Raw genomic sequence first — 14975 nt, 5'->3', positions numbered from 1 at the left:
CTGGTTCATTCTTTGGACGCCAGTTCGGTACCGGGAATGGTCAGGTGCTGGCCGACTTTCAACTCATCGTTTTTCAGATTGTTGGCGCTGCGCAGCGCGGCCGGTGAGATCTGATAGCGCACGGCGATCATTGCCACGGTTTCACCCGGGCCGACGCGGTGATCACGCGGCCCCTGAGCAATCTTGCCGGAATCACGTAGCCACGCAATGTAAGTGCCCGGTGGCGGATTCTGCTGGAAGAACTGGCGCACGCCGCTGCTGATCGACCGCGCCAGCGCCTGCTGGTGGCCGGATGCCGCGAGCTTCGAAGCTTCGTTGGCGTTGGAGATAAAACCGGTCTCGACCAGAATCGACGGGATGTCCGGCGACTTCAGCACCATGAACCCGGCCTGCTCCACGCGCTGTTTGTGCAGAGGAGTTACCCGGCCGATGTTGGTCAGGACTTTCTGGCCGACGTTGAGGCTGGAGGTCAGCGACGCGGTCATCGACAGGTCGAGCAGCACACCGGCGAGCATACGGTCCTTGTCATCGAGGCTGACGTTGCCGGCACCACCGATCAGGTCGGAACGGTTTTCGCTGTCTGCCAGCCAACGGGCGGTCTCCGAGGTGGCGCCACGGTCGGACAGGGCAAACACCGAGGCACCGAAGGCTGCCGTAGATGGCGCGGCGTCGGCGTGGATCGAGACGAACAGATCAGCCCCCTTCTTGCGGGCGATCTCGGTACGGCCGCGCAACGGGATGAAGTAGTCGCCGGTGCGTGTCAGTTCGGCGCGGAAGCCTTTCATGCCGTTGATCTGCCGTTGCAGTTCGCGGGCGATCTGCAGCACCACGTCTTTCTCACGCTGACCGCGCGAGCCGGACGCACCCGGGTCTTCGCCGCCGTGCCCGGCGTCGATCACCACGATGATGTCGCGCTTGCCGGGCGGGGCCGGTGGCATTTTGATCGACGGCTCGGTCGGGGTGACCGGCACCGCCGGGATGTTCGCCACCGCCGGGGTCGGGATTGGCGCAGGCGGCGGCGCGGCATCGGCGGCGTTGTCGAACAGATCGACCACCAAGCGGTTGCCATACTGCGCGTTCGGCGCCAGCGAGAAGCTTTTCGGGGTGACGGCTTTTTTCAGGTCGATGACCACCCGCAGGTCGGTCGGCGTGCGCTGCGCCGAGCGCATTGCGGTGATCGGGGTGTTGGCCGACTGAATTTTCAGCGGCGCGCCGAGGGTGGCGCCGTTGATGTCGATCACCAGTCGATCCGGCGACGTCAGGGTGAACACACTGTGCTGCACCGGGCCACTGAGGTCGAACACCAGTCGCGTGTTGTCCGGCGCCCGCCACAGGCGCACGCTGTTGACCTTTGTTTCGGCCACAGCGTTGACGGTTACTGCCATCAACAACAGTCCAACGGCAGCTACCACCGCGCGAAAGCGCATACCTGACCCCATCATTTAATTGGATTCCAATGCCAAAGCGGCACACCAGGCCTCGCCACGCGAGCCCTGGGACAAAATATTCAGCGAACGCCCGCTGTCTTGCGGGCTAATGGTAATGGTCAGGTCCGGCTTTGGCAAAAAGCCTGCACCTTTATCGGGCCACTCGATCAGACACAGGGCGTCGTCTTCGAAGTAGTCGCGGATGCCGAGAAACTCCAGTTCCTCCGGATCGACCAGTCGATACAGGTCGAAGTGGAACGCGCGGATGTCGCCGATCTCGTAGGGTTCGACCAACGTGAAGGTCGGACTTTTTACCGCACCGATATGCCCCAAGCCACGAATAATGCCCCGCGACAGGGTGGTTTTGCCCATCCCCAGATTGCCTACAAGAAAAATCAGGCCATGGCCCTGGGTAACGCGGGCGATGCGTGCGCCAAATTCGCTCATGGCCTGTTCATCGGCCAGGTACAGGGTTACTTCAGACACGGTGCATGCTCCTCCAACAACTGACGAATGGCTGGAATCAGATCACTGGCCGCCAGCCCACGGCCGAATTTGCCTTGTTGCATTCCGGCGTTGGCGTGCAGCCAGACCGCCAGACACGCGGCATCAAAAGCATCCATGCCTTGCGCCAGCAGCGCGCCGACCAACCCGGCCAGCACATCGCCGAGACCGGCAGTGGCCATGGCCGGATGGCCCTGATGGCACAGCGCCAAGCGCCCGTCGGGATGGGCGATCAGGCTGCCGGCGCCCTTGAGCACCACCACAGCTGTGTATTTTTTGCTCAATGCCAACGCCGCCGCCGGACGATCAGCCTGCACCTCGGCAGTGCTGATCCCGAGCAACCGCGCAGCCTCGCCCGGATGCGGAGTGATCACACAGTCCTTGGGCAAGCTGACCAAACCGCTTGCCAGCAAGTTCAGCGCATCGGCGTCCCATACTTGCGGCAACGGAGCATTCGCCGCTGCGGACAGCAGACTGCGCCCCCAACCGGCGTGGCCCAATCCCGGCCCGACGACCAGCACCGAGACCTTATCCAGCAAACCCATCAACTGATTGGCCGAGGAAGTGCCGAGCACCATCACTTCCGGCACTCGGCTCAACGCGGCCGGCACATGCTCCGGACGGGTTGCCAGCGACACCATGCCGGCGCCGCTGCGCAAAGCGCTCTCACTGCTGAGCAGAATCGCCCCGCCGAAACCGTGATCGCCACCGATCAGCAAGACATGCCCGAAACGGCCTTTGTGGGAGGTCGGCGCGCGGGCGGGCAGCAGGGCAAGATTAGCGGCGTTGAGCCGTTTGGATGCGACGGGTATGTCACTGAAGGTTTCGTCGGTGGCTTGCAGATCGTTGAACACCAGCGCGCCTACGTGATCCGCCGCGTCACCGGTGAACAGTCCCAGCTTGAGGCCAATGAACGTCACGGTGAGATCCGCATGCACCGCATCGCCCAGCACGCGGCCGGTATCGGCGCACAGCCCGGACGGAATATCCACCGAGGCGACTGGTAGACCGCTGGCATTGATCGCTGCGATTGCCGAAGCATAGGGTTCACGCACTTCGCCGCTCAGGCCAGTGCCGAGCAATGCGTCGAGGATGACTCCGCGTAACTCACCTTGAGCATTGACGGTAACGCCTTCGGCCAGTGCTTCGGCATGCGCCAGTGCGGCGTCGCCCTTCAAGAGTTGCGGATCGCCGACAGCCCACACCCGCACCTGCCACCCGGCACGCTGCGCCAGCGCTGCCACCAGATACCCATCTCCGGCGTTATTGCCATGCCCGGCCAGCACGGTCAATTCGCTCGCCGCAGGCCATTGCCGGACCAATGCGCGCCACATCGCATGCGCCGCACGCTGCATCAATTCGAAGCCCGGCGTGCCGGCGGCGATCAGCCGCGCGTCGAGTGCTCGCACCTGTGCGGCGCGGTACAGCGCGTCGGGTAATTCATCTTTAGTGTGCGGCATGCGTCTTCCGGCTCCGATGTCTGGCAGAATTATACGCACCTCAGCTCCGGTTTCTCTCGCCTCATGTCCGCCATCACCACAGACCTGCCCGCCCTCGCCCAATCCATCAAGGACTGGGGCCGCGAGCTGGGCTTTCAACAAGTCGGCATCAGCGGTCTGGATCTGGCTGAACACGAGCAGCACCTGCAACGCTGGCTCGATGCCGGCTACCACGGCGAAATGGATTACATGGGTGCCCACGGCAGCAAACGCTCGCACCCCGAAGAACTGGTACCGGGCACCTTGCGCGTGGTTTCGCTACGCATGGACTACCTGCCGGGCGACACGCAGATGGCGCACATGCTCGCCCAACCGGAAAAAGCCTACGTCTCGCGCTATGCCCTGGGCCGCGATTACCACAAGCTGATTCGCAAGCGAGTGCAACAACTGGCCGACAAGATTCAAGCCGAGATCGGCCCGTTCGGTTTCCGCGCCTTCGTCGACAGCGCGCCGGTGCTGGAAAAAGCCATCGCCGAACAGGCTGGTCTGGGCTGGATCGGCAAAAATACGCTGGTGTTGAATCGCAAGGCCGGCAGTTACTTCTTTCTCAGCGAACTGTTTGTCGATCTGCCGTTGCCGGTGGACGAGCCGCACGGCACCGAACATTGCGGGCGCTGCACCGCGTGTCTGGACATCTGCCCGACCAATGCCTTCGTCGGGCCATACGTGCTGGACGCCCGGCGCTGTATTTCCTACCTGACCATCGAGCTGAAGAGCGCGATTCCCGAAGACTTGCGACCACTGATCGGCAACCGCGTATTCGGCTGTGATGATTGCCAGATCTGCTGCCCGTGGAATCGCTTCGCAAGCCCCTCGAAAGAGAGCGACTTCAAGCCACGGCATAATCTGGACAACGCGGAGCTGGCCGAATTGTTCATGTGGGATGAAGACAAGTTTCTCAGTAGTACCGAGGGCTCGCCATTGCGCCGCGCCGGTTATGAACGCTGGTTGCGCAATTTGGCGGTGGGGCTGGGCAACGCGCCGTCGAGCATTCCGGTGCTGGAAGCACTTAAATCACGCCGCGACTATCCTTCGGATCTGGTGCGCGAACACGTTGAATGGGCTTTGAGGCAACACGCTGACCGCGTTAGGTAGTTTAGCGGGTGAAAATTCGCGGCCTCACATCGGCTTCCTCCATTTGGCACTGCGCCCGTTGCCTGTAGACTCAATCAGCCCATCCGCCTTGAGCGCACGCAGCACCATTCGAACTGTGTCGCGACTTACTCCAGGGCAGGATCTTTCAATGTCCGAAATGGAAAAGGGCAATTCACGCTTCAGTGCTTCGCTTCTGACCCGATCACTCTTACCTCCCCGACGGCTATCAATCTTACCGACTCGACTCTCAAACTCTTTGTACGCTCGAAGCATCGCACCCCAAAAATAGTCAAGCCATGGCTGAACGTCATGTAAACCTTCATGCCAGTCCTTTGAGCTCAGCTCAAGCGTCTCGTAGTAACCTTCTTTTGATTCTTCAAATATTCGTTCAAGACTGATGAAGCGCCCGACTCGATAATCGAATTGATAAAGCAGCAGCGTCAGCAGGCGCGCAACTCGCCCGTTGCCATCCGAAAAGGGGTGTATACAAAGAAAATCAAGAACAACGAGCGGAACTAGAACCAAGGGATCAGCCGAGTTCTGGTCCACTGCTCGCCGGTATTGCGTGACCATGTCGGCAACCGCGATAGGGGTCAAATGCGCAGCGACCGGCCGGAAACGAACGCGTGAGCTTCCATCGATGTGCCGCTCGATGATGTCATTGTTCGTTGCCTTCCAATGGCATGGGGTAAAAAACAGTAAATGGGGTAATAAGCATCTCAAATACCCCTTTTAATACTCCTTTACCCCATTCAGTGAGTGTCGACCATTAACCAACCTCAACAGGATATTTCTGATCGCGAAATCAATGCTCGTCGTTATAAACAAACTTCGGCATTTCCCAATGAAAGCGAATCGCCAACAGCCGTAGCAGGAAGCCACCGAACAAAGTGATCAGAATCGCCTGCTCGCTCGGCACATTCAGATACAGGCAGAGCATGTAGCACCACGCGGCGGCGAACGAGACGCTGGCGTAGAGTTCGCGGCGGAAAATCAGCGGGATGTCGTTGCAGAAGATGTCGCGCAAGATGCCGCCGAACACGCCAGTGATCACACCGCTGACCGAGGCGACGAGCATGCCGTGACCCATTTCCAGCGCCGTCATGCAGCCAATCAGGGTGAACGCCACCAGACCGACGGCGTCGAGCACCAGAAACAGCGAGCGCAGATGGCGCATCCAGCGTGCGGTGAACACGGTGAACATCGCCGCCACCGTCGTCAGCACCAGGTATTCCGGGTGTTTGACCCAAGTCAGCGGGTAGTGCCCGAGCAGCACATCGCGCACCGAACCGCCGCCCAGAGCAGTGACGCAGGCGATCAGCACCACACCAAACCAGTCCATGCCGCGACGGCCCGCAGACAGGGCGCCAGTCATGGCTTCAGCGGTGATGGCGACGAGATAGAGCATCAGCAACATGGTGGCGGTCCTTGCAAGAAGGCGCGCAGTCTACTCACTTCGCCATCGCACCAAAAGAGCGCGCGATGGTGAAGTTCGCCGATGTCAGAACTTGATGAAATGCTTGCGGTAGTGCTGCAGTTCGGCGATGGATTCGCGGATGTCGTCCAGCGCCAGGTGCGTGCTGCCCTTCTTGAAGCTGTCGCGCACGTCCGGCGCCCAGCGTGCGGCCAGCTCTTTGAGCGTGGACACGTCGAGGTTGCGGTAGTGGAAGTAGCTTTCCAGCGCCTTCATGTGCGTATAAAGGAAGCGTCGATCCTGGCAGATACTGTTGCCGCAAATCGGCGACTTGCCCTTCGGCACCCACTTCTCGAGAAACGCGATGGTTTCGGCTTCGGCTTCGGCCATGGTCACGCGGCTGTCGCGCACGCGCTGGGTCAGGCCGGAGTTGCCGTGGGTGCGGGTGTTCCATTCATCCATACGCGCGAGCACTTCGTCGCTGTGGTGAATCGCGATGACCGGACCTTCCGCGAGGGTGTTCAGATCGCTGTCGGTCACAATAGTGGCCATCTCGATGATGACGTCATTTTCCGGATCCAGACCGGTCATTTCCAGGTCGATCCAGATCAGATTCTGCGGGTTTGGCATGTTTCGGCTCCTGAGCAATGCTGCGCAGTTTAGCTTAGGCAGGTGGCCGGGCGTGCTAAACTCGCGGCCGTTTTACCTAATCGCTGCATTATTCATACGGAACACCCATGGCCAAACGCCAACTTAATCGACGTCAAAACTGGCGTATCGAAAAAATTCAGGGCGAGCGCGCCGCCCGCGCCGCCAAACGCGAGTCCTCGGCTGTCGAAGCCCTTGAGGGCGGCGATCTGGGCCCGGAACAAACCGGCCTGGTGATCGCGCACTTCGGTGTGCAGGTCGAAGTCGAAGCCATTGACGGCGATCAGGCCGGCCAGGTCTTCCGCTGCCACTTGCGCGCCAACCTGCCGGCGCTGGTAACCGGCGACACCGTGGTCTGGCGTGCCGGCAACCAGGGCATCGGGGTGATCGTCGCGCAACTGCCGCGCACCACCGAGCTGTGCCGCCCGGACAGCCGTGGCCAGCTCAAACCGGTCGCGGCCAACGTCGACATGATCGTCATCGTCTTCGCCCCGCTGCCCGAGCCGCATGCCAACCTGATCGACCGCTATCTGGTCGCGGCCGAACACGCCGGCATCCGCCCGTTGCTGCTGTTGAACAAATTCGACCTGATCGACGAACAGAATGCCCCGGCGCTGAATGCCTTGCTCGCGGTCTACCGCACGCTCGGCTACCCGGTGCTGGAAGTCTCCGCGCACCACGGCGACGGCATGGAGCAACTGCAGAAACAGCTCGACGGACGCATCAGCGTGTTCGTCGGCCAGTCCGGTGTCGGCAAGTCGTCGCTGGTCAACAGCCTGTTGCCGGAAGTCGAAACCCGTGTCGGCCCACTGTCCGAACTGTCCGGCCAGGGTACCCACACCACGACCACTGCGCGCTTGTTCCACTTCCCGGGTGGCGGTGAACTGATCGACTCCCCGGGTATCCGCGAGTTTGGTCTGGGTCACGTGAGCCGGGCTGACGTAGAGGCCGGTTTCATCGAGTTTGATGATCTGCTCGGCACCTGCCGCTTCCGCGACTGCAAACATGATCGCGAACCAGGTTGTGCGCTACTCAAGGCGCTGGAAGATGGGCGTGTGCAGCAGCAGCGGATGAATAGCTATCGGTCGATTATTGCCAGCCTGGGTGATAACGGATATTGAGTCGGAGCGCTCCGCTGAGGGGACTGGATTCAGACACAAAAAAGCCGCGATCATCTCGCGGCTTTTTTTCGCCTCAGGAAACGCTCGCCGGCGGTTTCGGCGCTACGACCTTCGGCTCAGGCTTCTGAAACGCATACAGATGCTGACGCACTATCCCGCCGGGCAATTCTTTGCCAAACACGCCGTAACGCACCGGCCACTCTTTCGGCGGTAGCTTGAACGTGCCGAACAGCATGTCCACCAGCGGCGTGTGGATGGCGTAGTTCTTGTAGATGTAATCCTTGTGCCGCGCGTGGTGCCAATGGTGATAGCGCGGCAGGACGATCACGTAGTTCAGCCAGCCGCCATCAATCCGCACGTTGGCATGGGCCAGCACTGCCTGCACGCCGACGAGGATTACATAGGCATTCAATGCTTGCGGCGCGAAGCCCAGCAGCATCAACGGCACCAGCACGCCGGTTCGGGTCAGCAGGATTTCAATGAAGTGCACGCGCGAACCGGCGAGCCAGTCCATGTGCGTGCTCGAGTGATGCACGGCATGCACGCGCCATAGCCACGGCACTACGTGATATAGGCGATGCAGCCAGTACTGGCCGAGATCCGCCACCAGCACCGCGAGGAAAAATTGCAGCACAATCGGCAAGCTCTGCACGCTCGCCTGCAAGTCCGGCGACATCGCCCAACCGGCGACGTAACTCGACGATGCGGTGATGAAGATCAGGATGAATTGCACCAGCATGTGGCTGACGAAAAAGTAGGTCAGATCGGTGCGCCAGTGTGGGCGCAGGATGTTTTGCTGGGGATCCTTGGAGTAGAGCTTTTCCAGCGGAATGAAGACGATGGCCGACACCAGCAAGGCCAGGACGAACCAGTCCAGCCCCAGCGAGTACGGCGTCTGGCCGATCGCGTTGATCTGCACATCGGTGCCGCCGAGAAACACCGCCAGGCCCGAGGCAACCAGCCCGGTGATTCCCAGGCGTTTGCGCTTGTTCAGCAGAATGTTCAGGGTGCCGAGGCTGAACGACAGCACCAGCCCGAGCAGCAAGGTCGTGCGCGCGAACTGTTCGTCGTAGACCTTGCGCAGTTCGGCGGTGGTCAACCACTCAGGGAACAGAAAACACAACACCGCCAGCAGGCTCAACAGGCCGAGAGTCGCGGAGATATAGCCGCTGACCCGCCCCTCACCGAATTTGAAAGGCGCGTTGCCATGCCGCTGAAAATAAGACTTGAGTCTTTCCATTACTGATCTTCCATGATTCAAAGAAACGTTGTGCAGTGAGTGACGCAGGCACACACAAAAAAGCCACGAATGTCGTGGCTTTTTTGCGGGTTATTGCTTGGGCGGTTCAGCCGGTTTCGCTGGGTCACCCGGCTTCGGCGCCGCGTCGTCGAACAGGTTCAACCGTTCGCGCAACTCGTGCGCTGGCACCGGTTGCTGATCGGCCGGCAAGGCGTTCGGGTCGACCGGGGTGGCCGGAGCGGCGCCGTTCTGGCCGTCTTCTGCCGGCTTCGCGGCGTCGGCACCTTGTGCACCTTCGATGGCCGCCTGAGCCTTCTTGGTCAGTACCACGATGTCGATGCGGCGGTTGACCGGGTTGAACGGGTTTTCCTTGTCGAACAGTGCCGACGAGGCGTAACCGACAACACGCGCCACTTGCGCATCCGGATAACTGCCGGCAATCAGCGCGCGGCGTGCCGCGTTGGCACGGTTGGCCGAAAGCTCCCAGTTACCGAAATCACCGCTGCCGGTGTAAGGCTTGGCATCGGTGTGGCCGCTGATGCTGATCTTGTTCGGCACTGCTTTGATGGTGTCCGCCATGGCCAGCAGGATGTCCTCGAAGTACGGCTTCAGACGCGCAGAACCTGAGTCGAACATCGGCCGGTTTTCTGCGTCCATGATCTGGATGCGCAAACCGTTCGGGGTGATTTCGAACAGGATCTGATCCTTGAATTTCTGTAGCTGCGGGTTCTCGTCGACCTTGTTCTGCAATTCTTGCAGCAGCAGTTCCAGGCGTTCCTTCTCGACCATTTCGGCCATGCCTTCGACTTGCTCGGTATCGACCGTGACCTTGTCCGGTTGCGGCTGGGACTTCACCTCAGGGTTGAGGGTGTTTTCCGGCGCCAGGGTCGGCGTGCCGCCCAGGTCGATGATGTACGGCGTGCCGCTCTCGGAGAAACCGACCGGGTCTTTGAAGTAGCCGGCGATCGCGATCTTCTGTTCCGGGGTCGCGGTGGACAGCAGCCACAACACCAGGAAGAACGCCATCATCGCCGTGGCGAAGTCGGCGAAGGCGATTTTCCACGCCCCGCCGTGATGCCCGGCAGCAATGCGCTTGACGCGCTTGATGATTATCGGCTGGTTATTTTCCATGACTTAGCGACCGCGAACCGCTTGTTCCAGCTCGGCGAAGCTTGGACGGTGCGCCGGGTACAGAACCTTGCGCCCGAACTCGACGGCCAGCGACGGCGGCATGCCGGAAGCCGAAGCTACCAGGGAAGCTTTAATAGCTTCATACACGTTCAGCTCTTCCTTGGCATCGTGCGCCAGGGAATGCGCCAACGGGCCGAAGAAACCGTAAGCCGCGAGAATACCGAAGAAGGTACCGACCAGTGCCGCACCTACGTGCAGACCGATGGATTTCTGATCGCCTTCACCCAGGGAGGCCATGGTCACCACGATACCCAGTACCGCCGCAACGATACCGAAACCGGGCATGGCGTCGGCAATGCCGTTGACCGCGTGGGAAGGATGCTCGAGATCTTCCTTGAGGCTGTACAGCTCCATGTCGAACAAGCCTTCCAGCTCGTGCGGAGCCATGTTGCCGGACGACATGATGCGCAGGTAATCGCAGATGAACGCGGTCATGCGTTCGTCCTTGAGCACTGCCGGGTACTTGGCGAAGATCGGGCTCGCGGCGGCATCTTCGATGTCGCCCTCGATGGCCATCATGCCTTCGCGGCGGCTCTTGTTGAGGATCTCGTAAATCAGACCCAGCACTTCCAGGTAGAACGTGTGGCTGAAACGCGAACTGAACATGCTCAGGGATTTCTTGAGCACGTGCATCGTCATATAACTGGGGTTGGCCTGGAGGAAAGCGCCGAGCGCGGCACCGCCGATGATCAACACCTCGAAAGGCTGGATCAGGGCGGCAATCTTGCCGTGGGAAAGCACGTATCCGCCGAGCACGCTCGCGAATACGACGATGATGCCGATAATTTTAGCCATAGGTAGAAAGTACTTATTTAAGTCGGGTTCAAGGTCATATTCGGAAGTTAAAAAATCTCTTCTTCTACTTATCGGCAAAACTGCGCCAGACTATAGCCAGTTCAGGCGAAAAGCCAATTTAGCCCGTGCCGGGCGCGTCTACAGCAGATGAAGATCCCGTCCAGACATGGCTAATGAAACGAACGTCCCACACCCGACACCGACCACGCTCGAAGGCTGGGTCAAGCTGCTCGACAGTGTTCACTTGCCAGTGCCGCAAGAAGCGCATGACCGGGTTTGCCGGGCCATCCGCGATGACCGCAGCTCGCTGCGCGACATCGCCGATCTGATGCAGGACAGCCCAGCGCTAGCCTTGAGCATCATCCGTGAGGCCAATCGTCACACTCACGGCAGCATGAGCGAACCGGCGGAAAACCTTGAAGTGGCGATCAATCGCCTCGGCCTGGCGCGCACCGAAGAACTGCTCGCACGCCTGCCCGCTGAACCCAACAAACAGATTCCCCAAGCGCTGCGCCAATTGCAGATGGTCAGCCAGCACGCCACGCAACAGGCCAACGGTTTTTTCGCCAGTCGCCTCGCGCGGCTGTGGCAGGACATACATTGGGGCAGCTTGCTGTTCCTCTCGCCGCTGTGGCCGTTGGCGCTGACTCATCCCAAGCTGCTGGAAGAATGGGAGCTGCGGGTCATCCACAAGGGAGAACCGGCGCGCGAGGTCGAAAAGCAGCTATTTGGCGTACGCCTGCTGAAGATCGCCGAGGCGCTGGTGGAGATCTGGCGTCTGCCGATCTGGGTCCAGCAAGGTTACAAACTGTTGCTCAGCGAGCAGCGTGAACTGGTCAAAGTGCTGCGCATCGCCCGGGATGTCGATCACCCGTTGCGCCAGCAAAATCGCCTTGACGACGATCCGACCCTGCGCCGCTGGCTCAATCAGCCGGCCAACACTGTGCTGTTGGCCAACGGTCTGGCGCTGTCGGCGCAACAGGCGTGGGACAGTCCGCACAGTGAGCGCTGGCAATACCTGACCAGCCTTTATCTGCAAATCTCGATGGATGAGGTGCAACAACAGTTGCACCAGCAAGCTGCCAACAGCGCCCGTCAGCACGCCATGCCGGACCTGTGGCACCCGGCGGTTGCGCTGCTGTGGCCATCGGGTACCCGCCGCCTCCCTGCCGGGATGTTGCCCGCCGCTGCGCCGACTGCCCAAGACTTGACCGAGTGGCGCAAGCAATGCGCCGAATTGCTCGCAGAGCCAAGCCGCTTCGCCAATGCCATGAGCCTCACCGTCGCCGCGCGCGACGCACTGGTCTCCAGCGGCATGCGCCGGGTGATGATCCTGATGGCCGACCGCACCCATTCCAGTCTGCGCGTGCATCAAACCTCGGGTTTGCCCAAGGACGCTGCGGCGCTGAATTTTGTCGTCAGCCAGAGCAAGGTCCTGCAACGGCTGCTCGCACAACAGGCGCAGGTACGGATCACCCCCGAGAACAACGCCCAGTTTTCCGCGCTGCTGCCGCCGAGCCTGCGTACGCTGTTTCGTGGCGAGCATCTGTTTCTGCGCTCACTGGTCAATAACGGTCGAGTGATCATGATCGTGGTTGCCGATCAGGGCGGCGGGCCGTTTGCCGACATCAGCGTGCAAGCCTTCGGCAAAACCGCGCAGTGCATCGAGAAAGCCCTGCACAGCTTTAGCCAGCGCGGCCAATGACAGCTACAATCGTTCCCCTTTGTGCTCTGGAGACCTCACATGTCTGACTTCTCTGGCCTGTCGCTGGTGATCGAGCCGAGCGACCTGCTCGCGCGCCTCGACGCCCGCAACCTGATTCTGGTCGATCTGACCAGCCCGGCGCGCTATGCCGAAGGGCATCTGCCCGGCGCGCGGTTTGTCGATCCCAAGCGCACCCAGCTCGGCCAGCCGCCGGCGCCGGGCTTGCTGCCGAGCAAGGAAAAACTCGAAGAACTGTTCGGCGAACTCGGCCATCACAAAGACGCGGTGTACGTGGTCTATGACGACGAGGGCGGCGGTTGGGCCGGACGTTTCATCTGGCTGCTCGACGTGATCGGTCACGACAAATATCACTACATCGACGGTGGTCTGCCGGCATGGCTGGCGGAAGGTTCGCCGATGTCGATCCAGATTCCTCCTGCGGTTGGCGGCCCCGTAGCCCTGACCCTGCACGACGAACCGACCGCCACCCGCGAATACCTGCAAAGCCGTCTCGGCGCCGCCGATCTGGCGATCTGGGATGCGCGCGGACCACTGGAATACTCGGGCGAAAAAATCCTCGCCGCCAAAGCCGGGCACATCCCCGGCGCGGTCAATTTCGAATGGACGGCAGGCATGGATCAGGCGCGTCATCTGCGCATCCGCAGCGACATGCCGCAGATCCTCGAGAAACTCGGGATCACCAAGGACAAAGAAATCATTACCCACTGCCAGACCCATCACCGGTCCGGTTTCACTTATCTGGTGGCCAAATCCCTCGGTTATCCGCGGGTCAAGGGCTACGCTGGTTCCTGGGGCGAATGGGGCAACCACCCCGACACCCCCGTCGAGCTTTAAGGATTTTCAAGGACAGTCATGAAAGAGCGTTTATTTATCATCAGCCAATACCTGCTGCCGCATCACCTGCTGTCGCGCCTCGCCGGCTGCGTTGCCGAGTGCCGTGTGCGCTGGTTCAAGAATGCCTTCACCACCTGGTTTGCCAAGCGTTATCAAGTGGACATGTCGCTGGCGCTGGTTGAAGACGTGACGGCTTACGAGCACTTCAACGCCTTCTTCACTCGCGCACTGAAAGACGGCGCACGTCCACTGGACCAGACGCCGGGCGCGATCCTCAGCCCGGCGGACGGCGCGATCAGCCAGCGCGGCCCGATTGAACACGGGCGGATCTTCCAGGCCAAGGGCCACAGCTTCAGCGTGCTCGAATTGCTCGGCGGTGATGCGGCGAATGCCGCGCCGTTCATGGGCGGCGAATTCGCCACTGTTTATCTGTCGCCAAAAGACTACCACCGCGTACACATGCCGCTGGCCGGCACCCTGCGCGAAATGGTCTACATCCCGGGACGGATCTTCTCGGTGAACAAGACCACCGCGGAAAACGTCCCGGAACTGTTCGCGCGCAACGAGCGTGTGGCGTGCATCTTCGACACCGAGCGCGGGCCTATGGCCGTGGTGCTGGTGGGCGCGATGATCGTGGCGTCGATTGAAACCGTGTGGGCCGGTCTGGTCACGCCGCCGAAGCGCGAACTGAAAACCTTCCGCTATGACGAAGCTGCGCGCGCACCGATTCATCTGGAAAAAGGTGCGGAGTTGGGGCGCTTCAAGCTGGGATCGACCGCGATCGTGCTGTTCGGGCCGGATCAAGTGAAATGGGTTGAAGAACTGGGCGCAGGTGCGCCAGTACAAATGGGTCAAGCGCTGGCATTACCAGCCGCCTAGGCCTGTTGATCCGCCCCGGCGCACGTCTGCGCCGGGGCGGACACGACCTGAGTGGCGCCGTTACTCTATCTGCCCACGGAAGCCGATTGGCCCTTCGTTGGCGTAGGTATTGGTGCCGCTGAGGTTTTTCCCGCCGTCACTCGAGGTGACGCTCAACGCGATAACGTTCTGGTTATCCCGCCCGCCGATTACCCACTTGCCGCCCGGATGCCATGGAGCATCGTTGCCGCCCCACTGATTCTCGACCGTGTACTGGTTCTGGCCGGTGCGTTGCGCCTTGAAGCCAATGGGACCTTCGCCGGCGTAAGTCATGGTGCCGGTGAAGCTTTTGCCGCCATCGCCAGACTTGATGTCAATCGCGACGACTTTCTGGTTGTCCCGCGCGCCCAGCACCCAGTCTCCGCCCGGATGCCAAGGTGCCGAACTACCGCCCCATTGATTTGCCACTACGTATTTAGACATGAACCTCATCTCCTTGAAGTTTTCCGAAACCTGCCCGAAGTAGCGGCAGGCCGTGCAACCGTGCGTTTCCGATCGCACGCCTGAAAGCCTAGTAGCGCTCGCCGACTGGCATCCGGCCAGCAGACCAACGGTTAGAATGT

The 14975-nt window shown here is 60.8% G+C and carries 14 protein-coding genes and 1 pseudogene; 5 read left to right on the top strand and 10 right to left on the bottom strand.

What is annotated here, in order from left to right:
- Positions 1-5: 5 nt before the first annotated feature.
- From ACP7EE_RS02280 to ACP7EE_RS02270, 3 genes are read right to left on the bottom strand one after another with little or no spacing between them, the layout of a single operon-like run.
- Complete coding sequence (locus ACP7EE_RS02280) at positions 6-1442, bottom strand: N-acetylmuramoyl-L-alanine amidase (protein ID WP_420647010.1); 1437 nt, start codon at positions 1440-1442, stop codon at positions 6-8.
- The gene (gene tsaE, locus ACP7EE_RS02275) at positions 1443-1913 is read right to left on the bottom strand and encodes a tRNA (adenosine(37)-N6)-threonylcarbamoyltransferase complex ATPase subunit type 1 TsaE (RefSeq protein ID WP_426233203.1); all 471 of its coding nucleotides are present in this window, start codon (positions 1911-1913) and stop codon (positions 1443-1445) included.
- Entirely contained in the window at positions 1901-3391 is a 1491-nt protein-coding gene (locus ACP7EE_RS02270) for an NAD(P)H-hydrate dehydratase (RefSeq protein WP_426233201.1), read from the bottom strand. Before ACP7EE_RS02270 ends, tsaE begins: the two co-directional genes overlap by 13 nt.
- A 63-nt stretch (positions 3392-3454) precedes the next feature.
- Here ACP7EE_RS02270 and queG point away from each other — a divergent pair, with 63 nt between their 5' ends.
- Positions 3455-4525: a tRNA epoxyqueuosine(34) reductase QueG gene (gene queG, locus ACP7EE_RS02265; RefSeq protein WP_426233199.1), complete on the top strand. Its 1071-nt coding sequence runs from the start codon at positions 3455-3457 to the stop codon at positions 4523-4525.
- Positions 4526-4549: 24 nt separating this feature from the next.
- Here queG and ACP7EE_RS02260 read toward each other — a convergent pair.
- From ACP7EE_RS02260 to orn, 3 genes and pseudogenes are all read right to left on the bottom strand, one after another.
- A pseudogene (locus tag ACP7EE_RS02260) lies at positions 4550-5203 on the bottom strand (Fic family protein); the annotation flags it as partial.
- A 127-nt stretch (positions 5204-5330) separates the two neighbouring features.
- Positions 5331-5942 carry a trimeric intracellular cation channel family protein gene (locus ACP7EE_RS02255; protein WP_420647006.1) on the bottom strand — a complete coding sequence of 204 codons (612 nt, stop codon included), beginning with the start codon at positions 5940-5942 and terminating at the stop codon, positions 5331-5333.
- Between the two features lie 84 nt (positions 5943-6026).
- Complete coding sequence (gene orn, locus ACP7EE_RS02250; protein WP_420647005.1) at positions 6027-6569, bottom strand: oligoribonuclease; 543 nt, start codon at positions 6567-6569, stop codon at positions 6027-6029.
- Between the two features lie 107 nt (positions 6570-6676).
- On the opposite strand from orn, the gene rsgA reads away from it, so the two are divergent.
- Positions 6677-7708 carry a small ribosomal subunit biogenesis GTPase RsgA gene (gene rsgA, locus ACP7EE_RS02245; RefSeq protein WP_420647004.1) on the top strand — a complete coding sequence of 344 codons (1032 nt, stop codon included), beginning with the start codon at positions 6677-6679 and terminating at the stop codon, positions 7706-7708.
- A 73-nt stretch (positions 7709-7781) separates the two neighbouring features.
- Here rsgA and ACP7EE_RS02240 read toward each other — a convergent pair whose 3' ends face one another.
- The 3 genes from ACP7EE_RS02240 to motA all read right to left on the bottom strand — a co-directional run bounded on the left by ACP7EE_RS02240 (position 7782) and on the right by motA (position 10934).
- Positions 7782-8948 carry a sterol desaturase family protein gene (locus tag ACP7EE_RS02240; protein WP_426233196.1) on the bottom strand — a complete coding sequence of 389 codons (1167 nt, stop codon included), beginning with the start codon at positions 8946-8948 and terminating at the stop codon, positions 7782-7784.
- Positions 8949-9038: 90 nt separating this feature from the next.
- Complete coding sequence (motB, locus tag ACP7EE_RS02235) at positions 9039-10079, bottom strand: flagellar motor protein MotB (RefSeq protein ID WP_426201598.1); 1041 nt, start codon at positions 10077-10079, stop codon at positions 9039-9041.
- A gap of 3 nt (positions 10080-10082) precedes the next feature.
- A complete protein-coding gene (motA, locus tag ACP7EE_RS02230) occupies positions 10083-10934 on the bottom strand; it encodes a flagellar motor stator protein MotA (RefSeq protein ID WP_095187344.1) in 852 nt (283 codons plus the stop codon).
- Between the two features lie 166 nt (positions 10935-11100).
- Here motA and ACP7EE_RS02225 point away from each other — a divergent pair, with 166 nt between their 5' ends.
- Genes ACP7EE_RS02225 through asd form a run of 3 tightly spaced genes read left to right on the top strand, consistent with a single transcriptional unit; the run spans position 11101 to position 14373 of the window.
- Positions 11101-12639 carry an HDOD domain-containing protein gene (locus ACP7EE_RS02225; RefSeq protein WP_426233194.1) on the top strand — a complete coding sequence of 513 codons (1539 nt, stop codon included), beginning with the start codon at positions 11101-11103 and terminating at the stop codon, positions 12637-12639.
- Positions 12640-12678: 39 nt separating this feature from the next.
- The gene (locus ACP7EE_RS02220; protein WP_426233192.1) at positions 12679-13494 is read left to right on the top strand and encodes a rhodanese-like domain-containing protein; all 816 of its coding nucleotides are present in this window, start codon (positions 12679-12681) and stop codon (positions 13492-13494) included.
- Between the two features lie 18 nt (positions 13495-13512).
- Complete coding sequence (gene asd / locus ACP7EE_RS02215) at positions 13513-14373, top strand: archaetidylserine decarboxylase (RefSeq protein ID WP_426233190.1); 861 nt, start codon at positions 13513-13515, stop codon at positions 14371-14373.
- Between the two features lie 60 nt (positions 14374-14433).
- On the opposite strand, the gene ACP7EE_RS02210 is transcribed toward asd, so the two are convergent.
- A complete protein-coding gene (locus ACP7EE_RS02210; protein ID WP_420646998.1) occupies positions 14434-14835 on the bottom strand; it encodes a lectin OAA family protein in 402 nt (133 codons plus the stop codon).
- Positions 14836-14975 lie beyond the last annotated feature (140 nt).

Origin of the sequence: Pseudomonas sp. TWP3-2 (assembly GCF_049897765.1) — a bacterium.
Lineage (GTDB): Bacteria > Pseudomonadota > Gammaproteobacteria > Pseudomonadales > Pseudomonadaceae > Aquipseudomonas.
This window is presented reverse-complemented; position numbering and strand designations above follow the sequence as displayed.